Origin of the sequence: Mesorhizobium sp. M0960 (assembly GCF_040319055.1) — a bacterium.
Classification (GTDB): Bacteria; Pseudomonadota; Alphaproteobacteria; order Rhizobiales; family Rhizobiaceae; genus Mesorhizobium.
This window is the reverse complement of the sequence record NZ_JAMYNN010000003.1, coordinates 207,825-226,090: the sequence shown is the minus strand read 5'-3', so window position 1 is coordinate 226,090 and position 18,266 is coordinate 207,825. Positions and strand designations below refer to the sequence as shown.

The window sequence follows — 18,266 nt, the reverse complement described above, 5'->3', positions numbered from 1 at the left end:
AAGAAGACGAGTCGGCGCTGTCCATCCAGGGCGAGCGCCTTTCCTGCATTCCGAGGGCTGGCCATGGCAAAAATCATCGAGACGTCCACCGGCGCATTGGCGCTGACCTTTGACGACGTGCTGCTGCAGCCCGGTCATTCCGAGGTCATGCCTGGCGAGACCGACATCCGCACCCGCATCGCCGGCGACATCGACCTCAACGTGCCGATCCTGTCGGCCGCCATGGACACGGTCACCGAGGCGCGGCTTGCCATCGCCATGGCCCAGGCCGGCGGCATCGGCGTCATCCACCGCAATTTCTCGCCGGCCGAACAGGCCGAGCAGGTGCGGCAGGTAAAGAAATTCGAATCCGGCATGGTGGTCAACCCCGTCACCATCGGTCCCGAGGCGACGCTGGCCGATGCGCTGGGTCTGATGCGCACCTACAGCATTTCGGGCATTCCGGTGGTCGAGAACGGCGGCACCGGCGGCCACACCGTCGGCCGGCTCGTCGGCATCCTGACCAACCGCGACGTCCGCTTCGCCTCCGACCCGGCGCAGAAGGTCTATGAGCTGATGACCCGCGAGAACCTGATCACCGTCAAGGAGAATGTCGATCAGGACGAGGCCAAGCGGCTGCTCCATCAGCACCGCATCGAGAAGCTGGTTGTGGTCGATCGGGACGGCAATTGCGTCGGGCTGATCACGGTCAAGGACATCGAGAAGTCGCAGCTCAACCCGCACGCCACCAAGGATGCGCAGGGACGCTTGCGCGCCGCCGCCGCCACCAGCGTCGGCGATGACGGTTTCGAGCGGGCCGAGCGCCTCATCGACGCCGGCGTCGACCTTCTGGTGATCGACACCGCGCACGGTCATTCGCAGCGCGTCCTGGATGCGGTGACGCGGGCCAAGAAGCTTTCCAACTCGGTTCGCATCCTGGCCGGCAACGTCGCCACAGCGGAAGGCACGCTGGCGCTGATCGATGCTGGCGCCGACGCGGTCAAGGTCGGCATCGGGCCGGGCTCCATCTGCACCACCCGCATCGTCGCCGGCGTCGGCGTGCCGCAGCTCTCGGCAATCATGTCGGCGGTCGAGACGGCGCAAAAATCGGGTGTCTCGGTCATTGCAGATGGCGGCATCAAATATTCGGGCGATCTGGCCAAGGCGCTGGCCGCCGGCGCCAGCGCGGCGATGATCGGTTCGTTGCTGGCCGGCACCGACGAGAGCCCGGGCGAGGTCTATCTGCACCAGGGCCGCTCCTTCAAAGCCTATCGCGGCATGGGCTCGGTCGGCGCGATGGCGCGCGGCTCCGCCGATCGCTACTTCCAGGCCGAGGTGCGCGACACGCTGAAACTGGTCCCGGAAGGCATCGAAGGGCAGGTGCCGTACAAAGGACCTGTGTCTGGCGTGCTGCACCAGCTTGCGGGCGGCCTGAAAGCCGCTATGGGTTATGTCGGTGGCCGCGACCTTGCCGATTTCCGCGAGCGCGCCACTTTTGTGCGGATATCCAATGCCGGACTTCGTGAAAGCCACGCCCATGACGTCACGATTACCCGCGAAAGCCCGAATTATCCTGGCGGAGCCTGATCGCCATGCGCATTGGCGCAATCTGGCGGCGATGATCCTGCGGCTGTCGCGCCACGCCGCCGCACTCTGTTTCGCCACCGTGGCGATTTTCATCATCATGACGGCGATGGAGTTCCTCTATTTTCGCCAATTGAGCGGCGGTCTGCCCTCGCTCGACATGCGCTATGCCGGTTTCACTCCGGATGAGGGCATGGCCTGGCTGACGGCGCTCGGCCGGCGTGGCAGCGAGATCATTCTCGTCTGGCATTACCTGACCTTCGACCTGCTGTTTCCGGCGCTGCTGTCGCTGACGATGGTCAGCCTGATCCTGGCAACGGGCCGGCGGCTGAAGAATTTCCATTCGCTGCCTGCGCAAACCCAGTCGATATTCGCAGCTGTGCTGGTGCTGCCCTACACGCTCGCCGACTATGCCCAGAACATCGCCGTGGCTCGTCTTTTGTCCGATTTCCTGTCTGCCAATCCGGATTCGCTATCCTTTGCCTCGGCGCTGATCGTCACCAAATTCGCGCTTCTGGCGGTGCCGGTGACCGTCATTGCGGCTTTCACTCTGATGGCTCAGAAACGGCCTTGAAGGCTGGGTGACAACGACAGAGGGCGTCTTGAACCAGACCGCGATCTTCTGGCCGATGCTGGCGCAGGTGCTGCTGGTCTATATCGTCTATGTCGTAATGGGCCGGCGCCGCTATGGTGCGGTCAGGTCGGGCGAAGCCAAGACCGGCCAGTTCAAGACGCGCTCGACGGAGCCTGGTTCCAGCATCACCGTCGCCAACAATCTGAGCAACCAGTTCGAACTGCCGGTGCTTTTCTACGTCTTATGCCTGACGCTGCACGTGACCAATGGCGTCAATTATCTGACCTTGGCGCTGATGTGGATCTTTGTGGTCTCCCGCTATCTTCACGCATCGGTCCACTTGACCAGCAATCGGCTAATCCTGCGCAGCAGGGCATTCTACGTGGGCGCGGTAGTTCTCGCACTTGGCTGGATATGGCTGGCGCTGCATCTGCTCGGCTTGGTCTGAGCAAGCTCAAGCTACAAATCGAACACCGCGATCTTGCGCTTGTCGAACCTGATCGCGAGTTCACCGCGCACCAGCCTGAGCGCGGCCTCGCCAAAGACGGCGCGCCGCCAGCCTTGCAATGCCGGCACATCGGCGTCCTCGCCCTCTGCAGCGATGCGATCGATGTCGTCACTGGAGGCGAGTACCTTCGATGCGACACCTTCCTTTTCGGCAACGATCCGCAGCAGCACCTTCAGCAACTCCGCCGCGGCGCTCGACCCCTCCGGCGGCTGGAAGCTCTTCGGCAGCTTCGGCATCTCTTCCCTGGGCAGCGCCAGGGCAGCGTTGACTGCGCCAAGCAGTGCCGTCGCCGTCGACGAGCGCTCCCAGCCCTTCGGCGTGGTACGCAGCTTGCTCAGCGCCGCCGTATCGCGCGGCGCCTGCTGCGCTACTTCGTAGATCGCATCGTCCTTGAGCACCCGGCCGCGGGGCACGTCGCGCTCGCGCGCTTCGCGTTCGCGCCAGGCGGCCACCGCCTGCACGATCGCCAGTTCCTGTGGCTTGCGCAGCCGCATCTTGAGCCGCTTCCAGGCATCCTCGGGATGCGGATCGTAGGTCTCGCGCGAGGTCAGCACGTCCATCTCCTCGTTCAGCCAGTGGGCGCGGTTTTCCCGCACCAACTCGGCGCTGAGGTGCTTGTAGACTTCGATCAGATGGGTGACGTCGGCGAGCGCGTAGTCGAGCTGCTTTTCGGACAGCGGACGATGGCGCCAGTCGGTGAAACGCGACGACTTGTCGAGCCGCGCGCCGGTGATGCGCTGCACCAGCTGGTCGTAGGAGACGCTGTCGCCGAAGCCGCAGACCATCGCCGCGACCTGGGTGTCGAACACCGGATGCGGCACCAGATCGCCGAGATGCACAATGATTTCGATGTCCTGTCGCGCCGCATGGAAGACTTTGACGATCGCCTCGTTGGCCATCAGCCTGAAGAACGGTTTCAGGTCGATGTCGGGCGACAGCGGATCGATCAGCGCCGTCACCCCGGGCGCTGCCATCTGGATCAGGCACAGGATCGGCCAGAAGGTCGTTTCGCGAATGAATTCAGTATCGACGGTGACGAATTCCGCCTTTTCGAAAGCGGCAACAACGGTCTCGAGTTCGTTCTGGGTGGTGATGACGTGCATCAAATCGCTTTTGGCAAGGGATAGGGTCTCTTTCAATTTCAGCCGCGCGCGCTTTCGTCAAGCGCAAGCACCTTTATCGGGCTTTGCGGGTTCATCGGGATCGGCATTCCGCTTCGCCAACCGGGCAAAAACCGTCGATGTGCGCAACAGCGCCGTAAAACGGCTGCGATGGCTCGCCGGCACAGCAGAGCGCGCCCGCATCCGGAAAAGGATGACCGCCACGAAGATCGCATAGACGGTGGCGCTGAACACGAACAGCGCGCTCGGCCCGAAATATTGCATCACCGTCGAGGCTGCGAAGGGGCCGCCAATGGCGCCGAAGGAATAAAACAGCATCAAGGCTGCGTTGATCAGCACAAACTCGCCCTTGTCGGCGCGGTCGTTGGAATGCGCCGCCGACAACGAATAGAGCGGCATGGCAAAGCAGCCGAAGATAAAGACGAGCAGGAAGTTGAGGAACGGGCTGCCGCCTGCCACGAACGCCAGCGCCAGTGCCGCCACCATCGCACAGCACGTCGTCATCAGCAGCACCGAGCGCCGGTCCCAGCGGTCGGAGAGATAGCCAAGCGGATATTGGATGATGGCGCCGCCGAAAATGCCGACGCTGACGAAGGTGACGACGTCGGCGACCGACATGCCGATCTGCTCGGCATAGACCGGCGACAGGGTGCGGAAGGCGCTGTTGGTCACGCCGACGGCGATGCAGCCGAAGCAGCCAAGCGGCGAGATGCGCCAGACGCGTGCCAAATCGAGTTTGACGTCTTCCGGCGGCGTCGGGTTGGAGCGGTCGCCGAGCGAAACCGGCACCAGCGACACGGTGATCATCATCGACATGATGGCGAAGATGGCAAAGCCGCCGGCGCCGAAGATCGGGATCAGGAATTGGGCGCCCGTCACCGAACCGATGTCGACCATGCGGTAAATGGCAAGCACCCGCGCCCGGTCGGTGTTGGTGACGCCGGAATTCAGCCAGGCTTCCATGATGGTGAACAGGCCGGCAAAGCAGAACCCGCCGGCAAAGCGCACGGCGCACCACATCACCGGATCGATGACCAGCACCAGCAGCAGCGTTCCCGCCGAGGCGATCGCCGCCAGCGCGGAAAAGGCGCGCACATGGCCGACGGACTTCATGATGCGGGTGACGGCAAGGCAGCCGAGCAAAAAGCCGGCGAAATAGAACGTGCCCATCAGGCCGATAGAGGAAGCGGGAAAACCCTCCTGCGCACCACGCAGCGCAATCAAAGTGCTCTGCAGGCCGTTGCCGCCGAGCAGGATGCCGGCGGCGATCAGGAGCGGAATCAGCGGGCGGATGGAGGACATGAAGGAAAGCCTGTCGTTGATCCTTCTTGAACCATCGCCTTCGCCAATGCCAGCGGCAATTCCCGGAGGCGTTGGGGCCAGGCAGGGCCATAGGCTGCCTTGGGAACTTGCGCTACCGCGTCGCGCCGGATGCTCCGTGTTGGGAACCCAAGGCGTATCTTTGTAGTTCAGTGCTGGTGGTGCTGAGGACGGTGTCGGGCATCGACGTCCGTTTCTGCTGCTGCCTGAAGCTCCAAAGGGAGATCCGTCATCATGAAGTTTCATCCCGCATTTGCTGGATTTGCCGTGGCCGCAGTTCTGGCGGCCGGGCCGGCGCGGGCTGTCGACCTCGCCATGGTGTCGGGCGATACCGGCAACGGCCAGAGAATCCTTCGCGAGATACTCGATCAATACGAGAAGAAGACCGGCAACAAGGTTAGCGTGGTTCCGGTGCCGCCCTCGGGGACCGATCAGTTTAGTCAATACAGGCTCTGGCTTGCGGCTGGAAACAGCGACGTCGACGTCTATCAGACGGACGTCATCTGGGCTCCCCAGCTTGCAAAGCAGCTCGTCGACCTGACCGCGGCGACCAAGGATGTCGTCGGCGCTCATTTCCCATCGATCATCAAATCGCAGACCGTCGACGGCAAGCTCGTCGCCTTGCCGATATTCACCGACGCTCCGGCGCTCTATTACCGCAAGGATCTCCTCGACAAATACGGCGCCAAGGTCCCGACCAGCTGGGCCGAGCTTGCCGATACTGCCAAGCTTGTCATGGACAAGGAACGCGAGGGCGGCAACAAGGACATGTGGGGCTTCGTTTTCCAGGGCAACGCCTATGAGGGACTGACCTGCGATGCACTCGAATGGGTGAAGTCGAACGGCGGTGGTCAGATCATCGAGCCGGACGGCACGATCTCCATCAATAACCCGCAAGCAGCCGCGGCGCTGGAAATGGCGAGGAGCTGGGTGGGAACCATCTCGCCTCCCGGCATTCTGGCCTATCAGGAAGAAGAGTCGCGCGGTGTCTGGCAGACCGGCAACGCCGTCTTCATGCGCAACTGGCCCTACGCCTATGCGCTTGGCAACAGCGAAAGCTCCCCCATCAGGGGCAAGTTCGAGGTGACGACGCTGCCGTCCGGGTCGGGTGAGGGCGCCCGCCCGGCAGCAACGCTTGGCGGCTGGAATCTTGCGGTTTCCAAATATTCGAAGAACCCGGCCGCAGCCGTCGAGCTGGTCAAATGGATCGCTTCGCCTCAGATGCAGAAGTACCGCGCCTTGAAGGGGGCATATCTGCCGACCATTCAGGCGCTCTATGACGATGCCGACATCGCCAGCGCCCAGCCGGTTATCCCGCGCTGGAAGGAAGTTGTCCTCAACGCGGTGCCGCGTCCCTCGGCCCAGGCCAAGACCAGGTACAATGAGGCATCGAGCGAGTTCTGGACCGCCGTCCACAACACCATGTCCGGCGAGGGCACGGCCGCCGACAACCTTGCCGATCTGGAGTTCTCCTTGACCAGGCTCAAGGGCACCGCCTGGTGACCTCGCCGCGCTCAGGCTCGCTGCTGGCGCGTCAGCGTGTGCGCTCGGCATGGCTGCTGCTTGCCCCGATGCTCATCGTGCTCGCCGCCGTTGCCGGCTGGCCGTTGATGCGCACGATCTATTTCGGCTTCACCGATGCCTCGCTCGCCGACCTCGAAGCCCGCCGCTGGGTTGGCTTCGCCAACTATTTCTCCGTCCTGCAAATGCCGAGCGGCCGCGTCATCTATGACGGGCTGCTCGCCGATCCGGTCTGGTGGCGCGCCGTCTGGAATACGGTGCGCTTCGCGGTGATTTCGGTAACCTGCGAGACGGTGCTCGGCATGATCGTCGCGCTGGTGCTCAACACCAAGTTTCGCGGCCGCGGCATCGTACGCGCCGCGATTCTAATCCCTTGGGCCATCCCGACGATCGTCTCGGCGAAAATGTGGCAGTGGATGCTCAATGACCAGTTCGGCATCATCAACGACGTCCTTCTCAAGCTCGGCCTGATCGGCACCAAGATAGCCTGGACGGCCAGCGCCGACACTGCCATGGTCGCCATCCTCATTGTCGACATCTGGAAGGCGACCCCGTTCATGGCGCTTCTCATTCTCGCCGGCCTCCAGATGCTTCCACAAGAAATCTATGAGGTCGCCAAGCTCGACGGCGTCGGCGCATGGAAAGTTTTCTGGAAGATCACCTTGCCGCTCATCCGGCCGGCGTTGATGGTGGCCATGATCTTCCGCGGTCTCGATGCGCTGCGCATCTTCGACCTGATCTACGTGCTCACGCCAAACAATATCCACACCAAGTCGATGTCGGTGTTTGCCCGCGAGAGCCTGTTTGAGTTCGACAAGTTTGCCTACGGCTCCGCCGCCTCGACGCTGCTCTTCCTCATCCTCGCTCTGCTGACCATGCTCGTTCTGTGGCTCGGCCGGATAAGACTGGACAAGGACTATTGATCATGTGGGGCTGCTGACCATGTGGATCGTCAAGCGCACGGCTTTCTACCTCCTCGTCGCCGTTATTGTCGTCGTCGCGGTATTCCCGTTTTACTACGCCATCGTCACCAGCCTGAAATCAGGGACGGCGCTCTTCCAGATCGACTATTGGCCGAAGACGATTACCTTCAGCAATTACAAGACCGTTTTCACCGAAGGGACCTTCCTGCGCAACCTCGTGAACTCGCTGTTCATCTCGAGCGCCGTTGTCGTCATTTCGCTGTTCCTCGGCGTCACCGCCGCCTATGCCCTGGCGCGCATCCGCTTCCGCGGCCGCTCGGCTCTGCTCCTCATTATCCTGTCCGTCTCTATGTTCCCGCAATTGGCGGTGCTTGCCGGGCTTTTCGAGCTGATCCGGGCCTTCGGCCTCTACAATTCGCCGTTCGCGCTGATCTTGTCCTATATGATCTTCACCTTGCCGTTCACCGTCTGGGTGCTCACCGCCTTCGTTCGCGACCTGCCGATCGAGCTGGAGGAAGCGGCGATCCTCGACGGCGCCACGCCCTGGATCATCATCAGCCGCGTTTTCCTGCCGCTGATGTGGCCGGCGCTGGCGACCACCGGGCTTCTCGCCTTCATCGGTGCGTGGAACGAATTTCTGTTCGCGCTTACGTTTACCTCCAACAACGAGCAGCGAACCGTGCCGGTCGCCATCGCGCTGCTCTCCGGCAGCTCGCAGTTCGAGATCCCGTGGGGCAACATCATGGCCGCATCGGTGATCGTCACCGTGCCGCTCGTCATCCTCGTCCTGATCTTCCAGCGCAAGATCATCTCCGGCCTCACCGCAGGCGGGGTCAAGGGATGAGGTGCATAATTGAACTGCTGGACAGAGCAGCGAACTCGGATTAACGCCTCTGGCATAAATTGATGCCGGTGGGACAGGGGCGGGAAGAACGCGAACTCGTCCCGGGCGCCGCTTGCCTTGACAAATGCACACTCTCATGTGCTTTTCGCGCAAATTTTCAGGCCGGGCCATCGTGCTTTGGCCGCAACCAACATCCGGACCTAGCAATGACAATGCATCGTTACCGCAGCCATACCTGTGCCCAGTTGAGGAAGAGCGACGTCGGCTCTTCCGTCCGCCTGTCGGGCTGGGTGCATCGCGTGCGCGACCATGGCGGCCTGCTGTTCATCGATTTGCGCGACCATTACGGCCTGACTCAGATCGTCGCCGATCCGGATTCGCCGGCCTTCAAGATCGCCGAGACCCTGCGCGGTGAATGGGTCGTCCGCGTCGATGGCGAGGTCAAGGCGCGCCTCGCCGACACCGTGAACCCTAATTTGCCGACCGGCGAGATCGAGATTTTTGCGCGCGAGATCGAGGTGCTGTCGGCGGCCAGGGAATTGCCGCTGCCGGTCTTCGGCGAGCCGGATTATCCGGAGGACATCCGCCTCAAATACCGCTTCCTCGACCTGCGCCGCGATACGCTGCACAAGAATATCGTCGCGCGGACGAAAATCATCGCCGAGATGCGCAAGCTGATGGGCGAGGTCGGCTTCACCGAATTCTCGACGCCGATCCTGACCGCCTCGTCGCCGGAAGGGGCGCGCGACTTTCTGGTGCCGTCGCGCATCCACCCCGGCACTTTCTACGCGCTGCCGCAGGCACCGCAGCAGTATAAGCAGCTGATCATGGTGTCCGGATTCGACCGCTACTTCCAGATTGCGCCGTGCTTCCGCGACGAGGACCCGCGCGCCGACCGTCTGCCGGGTGAATTCTACCAGCTCGACGTGGAGATGAGCTTCGTCGAGCAGGAGGACGTGTTCACCACCATGGAGCCGGTGATGCGAGGCGTTTTCGAGACCTTTGCCGCCGGAAAGCCGGTGACGCAGAAGTTTCCGCGCATCGCCTATGATGTCGCGATGCGCAAATACGGCACCGACAAGCCGGACCTGCGCAACCCGATCGAGATGCAGGCCGTCTCCGATCATTTTCGCGATTCCGGCTTCAAGGTATTTGCCAACATCCTTGCCAACGATCCGAAGGCCGAGGTCTGGGCCATTCCGGCCAAGACCGGCGGTTCGCGCGCCTTCTGCGACCGCATGAACTCATGGGCGCAAGGCGAGGGCCAGCCCGGCCTCGGTTACATCTTCTGGCGCAAGGAGGGCGAGAAGCTTGAAGGCGCCGGGCCGCTGGCCAAGAACATCGGCGAGGAGCGCACCGAGGCGATTCGCCTCCAGCTCGGCCTTGCCGATGGCGATGCCGCTTTCTTCGTCGCCGGCGACCCGAAGAAATTCGTCTCCTTCGCGGGTGCGGCGCGCACCCGCGCCGGCGAGGAGCTCAACCTTGTCGACCGTGATCGCTTCGAATTGTGCTGGATTGTCGACTTCCCGTTCTTCGAATGGAACGAGGAGGAGAAGAAGATCGACTTCGCGCACAATCCGTTCTCGATGCCGCAAGGTGGCATCGATGCGCTTAACGGCGAAGATCTGCTCGGCATCAAGGCGTTCCAGTACGACATGGTCTGCAACGGTTTCGAGATCGCCTCAGGCGGCATTCGCAATCATCTGCCCGAAACCATGGTCAAGGCGTTCGAAACGGTCGGGCTGGACCGCGCAACCGTCGAGGAACGCTTCGGCGGCCTTTACCGTGCCTTCCAGTATGGCGCGCCGCCGCATGGCGGCATGGCGGCCGGCATCGACCGCGTCGTCATGCTTCTGGTCGGTGCCAGGAACCTGCGCGAAGTGACCATGTTCCCGATGAACCAGCAGGCCTATGACCTGTTGATGAACGCCCCGTCGGAAGCCAGTCCGCAGCAGCTTCGCGAATTGTCGCTGCGCGTCGTGGCAACGAAGAAAGAGGTTTAGGAAACGCTCCGAACCGGTCCTGTGGATTCATAAAAAAGCCCGGCATCGCTGCCGGGCTTTTTGCTTGAAGGCTGTCTCGGTCAGTCTTCGTTCGCGGTAACCGTCACGCCAAGCGTTTTCGGCAGGTCGAGCGGGTTGGACATGGCGCCCGCCATGATCAGCGCGAACGGCACCGCTGCCGGCGGCTCGGCCGAGACCTCGATGCTCTGCGGATCGTCGAGGAACTTGTTGACCGCGGCCGAAACCTGCGCCGTCAGTTCCGGATTGTTGAGCTGCGCCATGCCGAATGGCACGATCGCCTTGGCCTGGTTGGCAATGTCCTTGCCGGACATGCCTTGCTGCTTGCCGGCATAATCGAGCACCTTCTTGGTCAGCGAATCGTCGTCGAAGCGGATCGAGGCGCTGTTGAACGATAGCTGCTGCAGCAGCCCGAGCATGGCCATGCCTTGCGCCGAATTGTCGGCGCCTTCAGGCTGAGCTGCCATCTTCTTCTGCATCTCCTGCATCGATTTGATGACATCCAGCGTGTAGCCGCCGAGATTGAAGGTCATGCCGAGTGTGCCGGCATTGTCGACCGAAATTTCGTATTTCGACAAATCCATCTTGCCGTCGGTAGGCTGCCAGGTGCCTTCCATCTCAAGATTGCCCGATATGTTCTGGTAGCCGAGTGCGTTGATGACTTCCTTGGACTTCGGATCTTCGACCAGCGTCAGGTCGGCAGTGAACTTTTCCGTGGTGCCGGAGAACGCCATGGCCTTGCCGTCGGCCGGCGGCGTGATTGCGATGGCAAGCCCGTCCATCGAGAAGGCAGTCTTGTCGGCGACCTTGACGGTCATGTTGTCGAGCTCGGCCGATTTGTACATCATCAGCGAGCCCAGCGGGCCGCTTGCGCCTTCGGCCGGAACCGTCATGTCGTGGATGACGAAGGGGCTGAGATTGAGCGTGACGCCATCTTCGCTGTGTTCGAACGGCGAAGTCGATACGGTCGCGATTTGATAGCCGCCATTGGCTTCGGTCACGCCTTCGAGCTTGACGTCGCCGATCTTGAGCGCCTCCTTTTCGGCCGCCGGTTTGACCGCTACGCCTTGCAGAACCATGCTGGAGGTGTCGCCGGTTACTCCGGTCCAGGAGAGGTCGACGCCCTGGGCGGCGAGGGCAGCCTTCAGCCCGTCGGCAACCGCGGTATCCTGCGCGAACGCCGCATTCAGCGGCAGCGTCAGCAAAAAGGTGGAAAAAGCCAGTCTTTTAATAAGTGTCGAGTGTCTGATCGTCATCGAGAGCTCCCCTGAGAGTGTCCTGAAATTCTTTTCAAATCGTCGCGTCGTCACCATTCAGCGACGAACTGGACCGGAAAAAGGCGGGCCTCGGCACAATGGTCGAAAATCGCGGCCAAAGGCAAACCCGATCCATCAGGCTTGCGATAGAAGCCGGATGTAACGGATTGATGTTGGCCGGCGTCGCGACGCTTCCAATTCCTGTTGCACAATGCAGGTCGCGCAAAAGTGTGCAGCGGTTTTGCGCGACATGGATCAAACAAGGACCTAAAGCGCGCGCATAAGGCCGGTCGAACGCGACGCGCTTTAGGAGGACGTATGCCGGCGCCTCTTGCCGCGAATCACCCGCTCGGCTAGTGCCAGCCCATGGGAAAAAGGCTTTTGCCGCCTGAAACTGGCGGCGGCGACAATATCGAGCCGGTCGATCTGAAGAAGGCGCTGGAAGAGCGCTATCTCGCCTACGCGCTGTCGACCATCATGCACCGGGCGCTGCCGGACGTGCGCGACGGGTTGAAGCCGGTGCATCGCCGCATAATGCATGCCATGCGCTTGTTGCGGCTCAACCCCGACCAGGGCTTTGCCAAATGCGCCCGCATCGTCGGCGAGGTGATGGGCAAGTTCCATCCACATGGCGACCAGTCGATCTACGACGCATTGGTGCGGTTGGCGCAGGATTTTTCGATGCGCTACCCGCTGGTCGACGGGCAGGGCAATTTCGGCAATATCGACGGCGATAACGCCGCCGCCATGCGCTACACCGAAGCGCGCATGACCGACGTGTCGACGCTGCTGCTGGAAGGCATCACCGAGGACGCGGTCGATTTCCGCCCGACCTACAACGAGGAAGACGAGGAGCCGGCCGTGCTGCCCGGCGCCTTCCCGAATCTGCTCGCCAACGGCTCGTCCGGTATCGCCGTCGGCATGGCGACCTCGATCCCCCCGCACAATGCGGCCGAGCTTTGCGACGCCGCGCTTCACCTGATCGATCATCCGGATGCACCCGTCACCAAGCTGATGGACTTCGTGCAAGGTCCGGATTTCCCGACCGGCGGCATCATCGTCGACAGCCGAGCCTCGATCCTCGAAGCCTACGAAACGGGACGCGGCGGCTTTCGCGTCAGGGCGAAATGGAGCCAGGAGGACCAGGGCAGGGGCACCTGGAACATAGTCGTCACCGAGATCCCCTACGGCGTCCAGAAGGCCAGGCTGATCGAAAAGATCGCCGAGCTCTTGATGGCGCGCAAGCTTCCGTTGCTCGAGGATATCCGCGACGAGAGCGCCGAGGACATCCGCGTTGTGCTGGTGCCGAAGAGCCGCTCGGTCGATCCCGGCATCATGATGGAATCGCTATTCAAGCTGACCGAGCTCGAAAGCCGCTTTCCGCTCAACATGAACGTGTTGTCGCGCGGCAAGGTACCGAACGTGCTGTCGCTGAAAGGCGTGCTCAAGGAATGGCTGGAGCACCGCCGCGACGTCTTGATCCGCCGCTCCAAGCACCGTCTCGGCGAGATCGAGAGGCGGCTGGAGATCCTCGCCGGCTATCTGATCGCCTATCTCAACATCGACGAGGTGATCAGGATCATCCGCGAGGAGGACGAGCCCAAGCAGGTGATGATGGCCCGCTGGTCACTCACCGACACGCAGGCCGAAGCCATCCTCAACATGCGGCTGAGGGCGCTGCGCAAGCTCGAGGAATTCGAGATCCGCGAGGAATTCAACGGCCTGACCGGCGAGAAGAAGCAGATCGAGGCATTGCTTGCGTCCGACGCCAAGCAGTGGGCGACGATCAAGTGGGAAGTCGCCAATGTTCGCCAGAAATACGGGCCCGAGACCGAGATCGGCAAGCGCCGGACCGAGTTCGCGGACGCGCCCGAACATGACCTGACCGATATCGCCCATGCCATGATCGAGCGCGAGCCGGTCACCGTCGTCGTTTCGGAAAAAGGCTGGCTGCGGGCCATGAAAGGTCATCTGACCGACCATTCGGCCCTGACCTTCAAGGAAGGCGACAGCCTCAAGCTCGCCTTCCACGCTCAGACGACCGACAAGGTGCTGGTCTTCACCACCGGCGGCAAGTTCTACACGATCGGCGCCGACCGGCTGCCGGGCGGGCGTGGCCATGGTGAGCCGATCCGCATCATCGTCGACATGGACAACGACCAGGATATCGTCACCGCCTTCGTCCATGACCCCAAGCGCAAGCTGCTGCTGGTTTCGCATGACGGCAACGGTTTCATCGTGCCGGAAGAGGAGGTCGTCGCCAACACCCGCAAGGGCAAGCAGGTGATGAACGTCAAGGCGCCCGACGAGGCCCAGCGCTGCGTGAGCGTCGCCGGCGACCATCTCGCCATTGTCGGCGAGAACCGCAAGATGCTTGTGTTTCCGCTGGCCGAGATCCCGGAGATGGGACGCGGCAAGGGCGTGCGCCTCCAGAAATACAAGGATGGCGGTGTCCTCGACCTCAAGACCTTCACGCTCGCAAGCGGCCTATCCTGGCAGGATTCGGCAGATCGCACCTTCACCAAATCGCGTGACGAGCTTGCCGAATGGATCGGCGCCCGCGCCTCGGCCGGTCGCATGGTGCCGAAGGGGTTCCCGCGCACGGGCAAGTTCGGGTAGCGCGCGAAGGAGCGTGACCTTTCGGGGGCGGTCAGGCGAGGTGGTGAAAGGGAATTCGTGTTTTCGCGCCTGGCGGCGCATTTTGTTCTTGCTTTGTGCCGGCAGCTATGCTACTAATTTCGCTATGGTGCTGATTCGCACCGACGACCCGCCCGCCAAGGCGGGTTTTTTGTTTCGGGCTCCTTTCGACCAAATTGGAATGCCGTCACGATTGCTGCACTATATCAGTGCATAGGCTTCGCCATGGGAAAGCGCGGGGATAACGCATCTGGACGACACGGGGCGTTGGGGAGGTAGTCGCTTGAAGGAAGTCAGGATCCAGAAGCCGGAGCGGCAGCAGCGCCTGTTTGGCCTGTCGACGCCGCTCAGGGCCGCTGTCATTCCGCCGCTGTCGGCGGCGCGCTGGCTCCTGGTGCTGATCGTCGCCGCCGGAGTTTATTTCTTCCACGGCTTCCTGTTCCCGGTCCTTGCCGCCCTGGTTATCGCTTTCGCCAGCTGGCCGCTCTATCGGCGGCTGCTCGCCGGCGTCGGCGGCAACCGCACGATTGCCGCGACGCTTGCGATCCTGTTCATCCTGACCTTCCTGGTGGTGCCGATCGCGCTTGCCGGCACCTATGCCATCAACGAGGTGCGCGAATGGGTCGGCTGGGCGATCGAGACCAACCGCTACGGCGCGCCGACGCCGCACTGGATCGCCACGCTGCCTGTGGTAGGCGAATGGCTCAATGAACAATGGACGGTCAACGTTGGCCACCCAGGCGGTATCGGCGAACTGATCCAGCTGATCAGCGGCGCCAATATCGGCAGCATCTATCGCGGCGTGCTTGCCGCCGGCGGCAGCGCCTTCGGCCTTTTGCTGACGCTGCTGTTCATGATGATCGCGCTGTTCTTCGCCTATCGCGACGGCGAGCATTTCGCCGGGCAGGTCGATCGCCTCGGCGAACGCATCCTGCCGGCCAGATGGGAACGGATCTCACGCGTGGTGCCGGCGACGATCTCCTCCACCGTCACCGGCATGACCGTTATCGCCATCGGCGAAGGGCTGGTGCTGGGCATCGCTTACTGGTTGGCCGGCGTGCCGTCGCCGGTGACGCTCGGCGCACTGACCGGCATCATGGCGCTGATCCCCGGCGGCGCGCCGCTGTCGTTCACGCTGGTCTCGATTTACCTCGCCGCCAGCGGCTCGCCGATGGCCGGGCTGGCGCTGTTCATCTGGGGCGCCGTCGAACTCTTCGTCGTCGACAAGACATTGCGCCCGAAGCTGGTTGGCGGACCGATAAAGCTGCCCTTCCTGCCGACTTTCTTCGGCCTGATCGGCGGCGTCAAGACAATGGGTTTTCTCGGCCTGTTCATCGGCCCGGTGCTGATGGCCCTGCTGGTCGCGATCTGGCGCGAATGGCTGCGCGAGGTGGAACTGACCGATGAACTCGCTGCCGCCGAACCGGCGGAGCAGGAAGATGCACCGCCGCAGATCGAAATTGTCGCCGAACGCGCCGCCGCGAAAAAGAATCAGGCCGGGTGACTGACGGCGAGCGTGGCGCGGCGCTTACGCCCCTCGTGCAACTGCCAGAGCGAATGGCCGATCAAGGTGACGATGAGGATCGTGCCGCCGATCAGGCTGTTGCGCGACGGGGTCTCGGCGAAGATCATCCACACCCAGACCGGCGCCAGCACGGTTTCTAACAGGTAGAACATCGCCACTTCCGGCCCGGAAATGTATTTCGGACCGTTGGCGAGGCAGAAGAACGAGATCGGCATGATGACGGCGCCGTTGAAGACGATCCACCACGGTGCGTTGACGTGAAAACCCACCTTGGAAACCATCAGGGCGGCGATGGCCAGTGGCAGCACGACTCCGATCAGCGCGGTGAAGCCCATATCCTTGCCGCTGGCGCGCGAGATGGTGATGGCCGCGGCGATCATGAAGGCGGAGCATAGTGCCATCAGGTCGCCGAAGAGATGCCCGGTTCCGACGGAATCACCGACAATCATCACGACGCCGGCGATCATCAATGTCAGCGCTGCGACCGTCAGGGGCTGTGGCCTCTCCTTCAGGAATAGCCACGACAAAAGGGCCGCGAACATGGTGGTGAAGGCCAGGATGAAAACGAGGTTGGCGGTCGAGGTGTTGTAGACGCCGGTGATGAAGGCGATCGAGCCGAGTCCGTAGAGGGCGGCAACGATGAGCCCTGACCAGCCCGGGATAAGCTGCGGTGCCTTTGCGCTCAGCGAGCGCCAGATGGCCCAGATGACGAGCGTGGCGACGAAGGTCGTGCCGGTGCGCAAGAGCAGGATCGTCCATGCCTCGCCGTCGGCGAGCCGGATCAGCGGAATGTCGACGGTCAGCGTCAACCCGCCGATGGCGGTGATCAGAAGGCCTCTCTGGTGGTCGTTGTGGGAAGACATGCAGCAATTCTCGCGATAGGCCTGGAGGCGCAAATTGACCCACCCGGTCTTCCAGCCGATCGGCCGGAAGTCCAGCGGCATCCTCCTCGAAACAATTTAAGGGTGAATACCGAAAGCGGAAATCAGCGCAAAACCGCTTCGTGATTGTAGCGTTCCCAGCCTTTCGGGCCGAGATGCTCCTGCGGCTGGAAGCGCATCTTATAATTCATCTTGCGCGAGCCGTTGACCCAGTAGCCCAGGTAGACATGGGGCAGCCCCATCGCCCTGGCGCGGGCGATGTGGTCGAGGATCATGAAGGTGCCGAGGGAACGGTCCTCGAAGTCCGGGTTGAAGTAGGAATAGACCATCGACAGGCCATCGGCCATCTTGTCGGTGAGGGCCACGGCGATCAGTTCGCCCTGGCCCTTGCCGGTGATGAAGCTATCAGGTCCGCGGCGACGGTATTCGATGACCTTGGTGTCGACATGGGTATCCTCGACCATCATGGCGTAGTCGAGCACGGTCATGTCGGACATGCCGCCACGGCGGTGGCGGGCGTCGAGATAGCTGCGGAACAGCGAATACTGCTCGGTGGAGGGTTCGGCGTCGTGCATGGCGCCGACCAGATCCGAATTATGCTGTATGACGCGTTTCATGTTGCGGCTGGCCGTGAATTCCTGCGCCAGGATGCGCACCGACACGCAGGCGCGGCAGGTCTCGCAGGCCGGCCTGTAGGCGATGTTCTGCGACCGCCTGAAACCGCCCTGCGTCAACAGATCGTTCATCTCGGGGGCCTTGTCGCCGACCAGGTGAGTGAACACCTTGCGCTCGAACTGCCCCTCGAGATAGGGACACGGCGAGGGCGCGGTCAGAAAGAACTGTGGCGACTGGGTCGGGTGCTGCGTCATCGAGCCTTGGAAACACTCCTGCGAATCGCTCTACCTTTGGCGCGGACGCCGAAAAATTCAACAGGATTGTGAAAGCCTGGGTGATTGGACGTCTTCACTTTTGCGCGCAAAGGCCGCGGCCGCGCTTCAAAGCCGCTCAGCGGCCGCTGCGGCTGACGACCGTGCCGAGCAGCAGGTCGTGCAGCGTGCGCTTGCGGTCGGAAAACAGGCTCACCAGCAGGACCAGCGGCGAGAGGATGACATTGCCGGCCCAAAACAACACCGAATGGACGACGGCGGTCAACCCGTCGATGCGGCTGCCGTCTAGCCGGTCGAGCCGGATGCCCATCATCTTCATGCCGGTGGTGGCCTGATCTTTACTGCCGAGCGTGTTCCAGATGTAGAGGATCGCGACGGCCGGCACGAGAATGGAAAACAGCATCCAGCCGAGGCCGAGCGTCAACAGCCCGAACAAGAACACCAGGATCGCGAATGGAATAGTGAGCAGCGCGACGATGAAATAATCGATGACGAAGGCGAGAATGCGCCGCGTGCGCACGCCCTCATAGGCGCGAACGTCTTCGAGCCTGCTGGTGATGATTTCGCCGTCGAGAACGCGAGCGTTCATGTCATTTCCTCGTAATCGAACCCGGGTTAATGCACGGGCCGCGTATTGATGAAATGGTGAAGGTTCGCGGTGGAATCAAGATCGAGCCATTCGCCA

At 62.3% G+C, this 18,266-nt stretch carries 15 protein-coding genes; 9 read left to right on the top strand and 6 right to left on the bottom strand.

Annotated features, from left to right (window positions below; translation table 11 throughout):
• Positions 1-63: 63 nt before the first annotated feature.
• The 3 genes from guaB to NKH63_RS09400 are packed head-to-tail and all read left to right on the top strand — an operon-like array spanning position 64 to position 2,585.
• Complete coding sequence (gene guaB, locus NKH63_RS09410) at positions 64-1,566, top strand: IMP dehydrogenase (RefSeq protein WP_352458563.1); 1,503 nt, start codon at positions 64-66, stop codon at positions 1,564-1,566.
• 31 nt (positions 1,567-1,597) lie between these two features.
• Positions 1,598-2,137 carry a hypothetical protein gene (locus tag NKH63_RS09405; RefSeq protein ID WP_031193481.1) on the top strand — a complete coding sequence of 180 codons (540 nt, stop codon included), beginning with the start codon at positions 1,598-1,600 and terminating at the stop codon, positions 2,135-2,137.
• A gap of 28 nt (positions 2,138-2,165) precedes the next feature.
• A complete protein-coding gene (locus NKH63_RS09400; protein WP_023717240.1) occupies positions 2,166-2,585 on the top strand; it encodes an MAPEG family protein in 420 nt (139 codons plus the stop codon).
• A gap of 11 nt (positions 2,586-2,596) precedes the next feature.
• Here NKH63_RS09400 and rnd read toward each other — a convergent pair whose 3' ends face one another.
• Positions 2,597-3,748, bottom strand: a complete 1,152-nt coding sequence (rnd, locus tag NKH63_RS09395) for a ribonuclease D (RefSeq protein WP_352917830.1) — start codon at positions 3,746-3,748, stop codon at positions 2,597-2,599.
• Between the two features lie 57 nt (positions 3,749-3,805).
• Positions 3,806-5,068, bottom strand: coding sequence for an MFS transporter (locus tag NKH63_RS09390; RefSeq protein ID WP_023717242.1), 1,263 nt, complete (start codon positions 5,066-5,068; stop codon positions 3,806-3,808).
• Positions 5,069-5,320: 252 nt separating this feature from the next.
• Here NKH63_RS09390 and NKH63_RS09385 point away from each other — a divergent pair, with 252 nt between their 5' ends.
• The 4 genes from NKH63_RS09385 (at position 5,321) to aspS (ending at position 10,377) form a co-directional block, all read left to right on the top strand.
• Positions 5,321-6,589, top strand: coding sequence for an ABC transporter substrate-binding protein (locus NKH63_RS09385; RefSeq protein WP_352917829.1), 1,269 nt, complete (start codon positions 5,321-5,323; stop codon positions 6,587-6,589).
• A gap of 68 nt (positions 6,590-6,657) precedes the next feature.
• On the top strand, positions 6,658-7,530 hold the full coding sequence (locus NKH63_RS09380; RefSeq protein WP_352481315.1) for a carbohydrate ABC transporter permease: 873 nt from the start codon (positions 6,658-6,660) through the stop codon (positions 7,528-7,530).
• Between the two features lie 19 nt (positions 7,531-7,549).
• The gene (locus NKH63_RS09375; RefSeq protein ID WP_352495346.1) at positions 7,550-8,374 is read left to right on the top strand and encodes a carbohydrate ABC transporter permease; all 825 of its coding nucleotides are present in this window, start codon (positions 7,550-7,552) and stop codon (positions 8,372-8,374) included.
• Positions 8,375-8,586: 212 nt separating this feature from the next.
• Positions 8,587-10,377 carry an aspartate--tRNA ligase gene (gene aspS / locus NKH63_RS09370; protein WP_352481313.1) on the top strand — a complete coding sequence of 597 codons (1,791 nt, stop codon included), beginning with the start codon at positions 8,587-8,589 and terminating at the stop codon, positions 10,375-10,377.
• 80 nt (positions 10,378-10,457) lie between these two features.
• On the opposite strand, the gene NKH63_RS09365 is transcribed toward aspS, so the two are convergent.
• Positions 10,458-11,651 (bottom strand): aq_1923 C-terminal domain, encoded by a 1,194-nt coding sequence (locus NKH63_RS09365; RefSeq protein ID WP_352917828.1) that lies wholly within the window; start codon positions 11,649-11,651, stop codon positions 10,458-10,460.
• Between the two features lie 366 nt (positions 11,652-12,017).
• Between NKH63_RS09365 and parC the strand changes: the two genes are divergently transcribed.
• Both parC and NKH63_RS09355 read left to right on the top strand, forming a co-directional pair.
• The gene (gene parC, locus NKH63_RS09360; RefSeq protein ID WP_352640049.1) at positions 12,018-14,270 is read left to right on the top strand and encodes a DNA topoisomerase IV subunit A; all 2,253 of its coding nucleotides are present in this window, start codon (positions 12,018-12,020) and stop codon (positions 14,268-14,270) included.
• A gap of 301 nt (positions 14,271-14,571) precedes the next feature.
• Positions 14,572-15,792 carry an AI-2E family transporter gene (locus NKH63_RS09355; RefSeq protein WP_023717250.1) on the top strand — a complete coding sequence of 407 codons (1,221 nt, stop codon included), beginning with the start codon at positions 14,572-14,574 and terminating at the stop codon, positions 15,790-15,792.
• On the opposite strand, the gene NKH63_RS09350 is transcribed toward NKH63_RS09355, so the two are convergent.
• The 3 genes from NKH63_RS09350 to NKH63_RS09340 form a co-directional block, all read right to left on the bottom strand.
• Positions 15,780-16,676 carry a DMT family transporter gene (locus tag NKH63_RS09350; protein WP_352640090.1) on the bottom strand — a complete coding sequence of 299 codons (897 nt, stop codon included), beginning with the start codon at positions 16,674-16,676 and terminating at the stop codon, positions 15,780-15,782. The two genes, NKH63_RS09355 and NKH63_RS09350, sit on opposite strands and share 13 nt — an antisense overlap.
• A gap of 122 nt (positions 16,677-16,798) precedes the next feature.
• Positions 16,799-17,563 carry an arginyltransferase gene (locus NKH63_RS09345; protein ID WP_352621047.1) on the bottom strand — a complete coding sequence of 255 codons (765 nt, stop codon included), beginning with the start codon at positions 17,561-17,563 and terminating at the stop codon, positions 16,799-16,801.
• Positions 17,564-17,699: 136 nt separating this feature from the next.
• Entirely contained in the window at positions 17,700-18,170 is a 471-nt protein-coding gene (locus tag NKH63_RS09340; protein ID WP_023674465.1) for an RDD family protein, read from the bottom strand.
• Between the last annotated feature and the right edge of the window lie 96 nt (positions 18,171-18,266).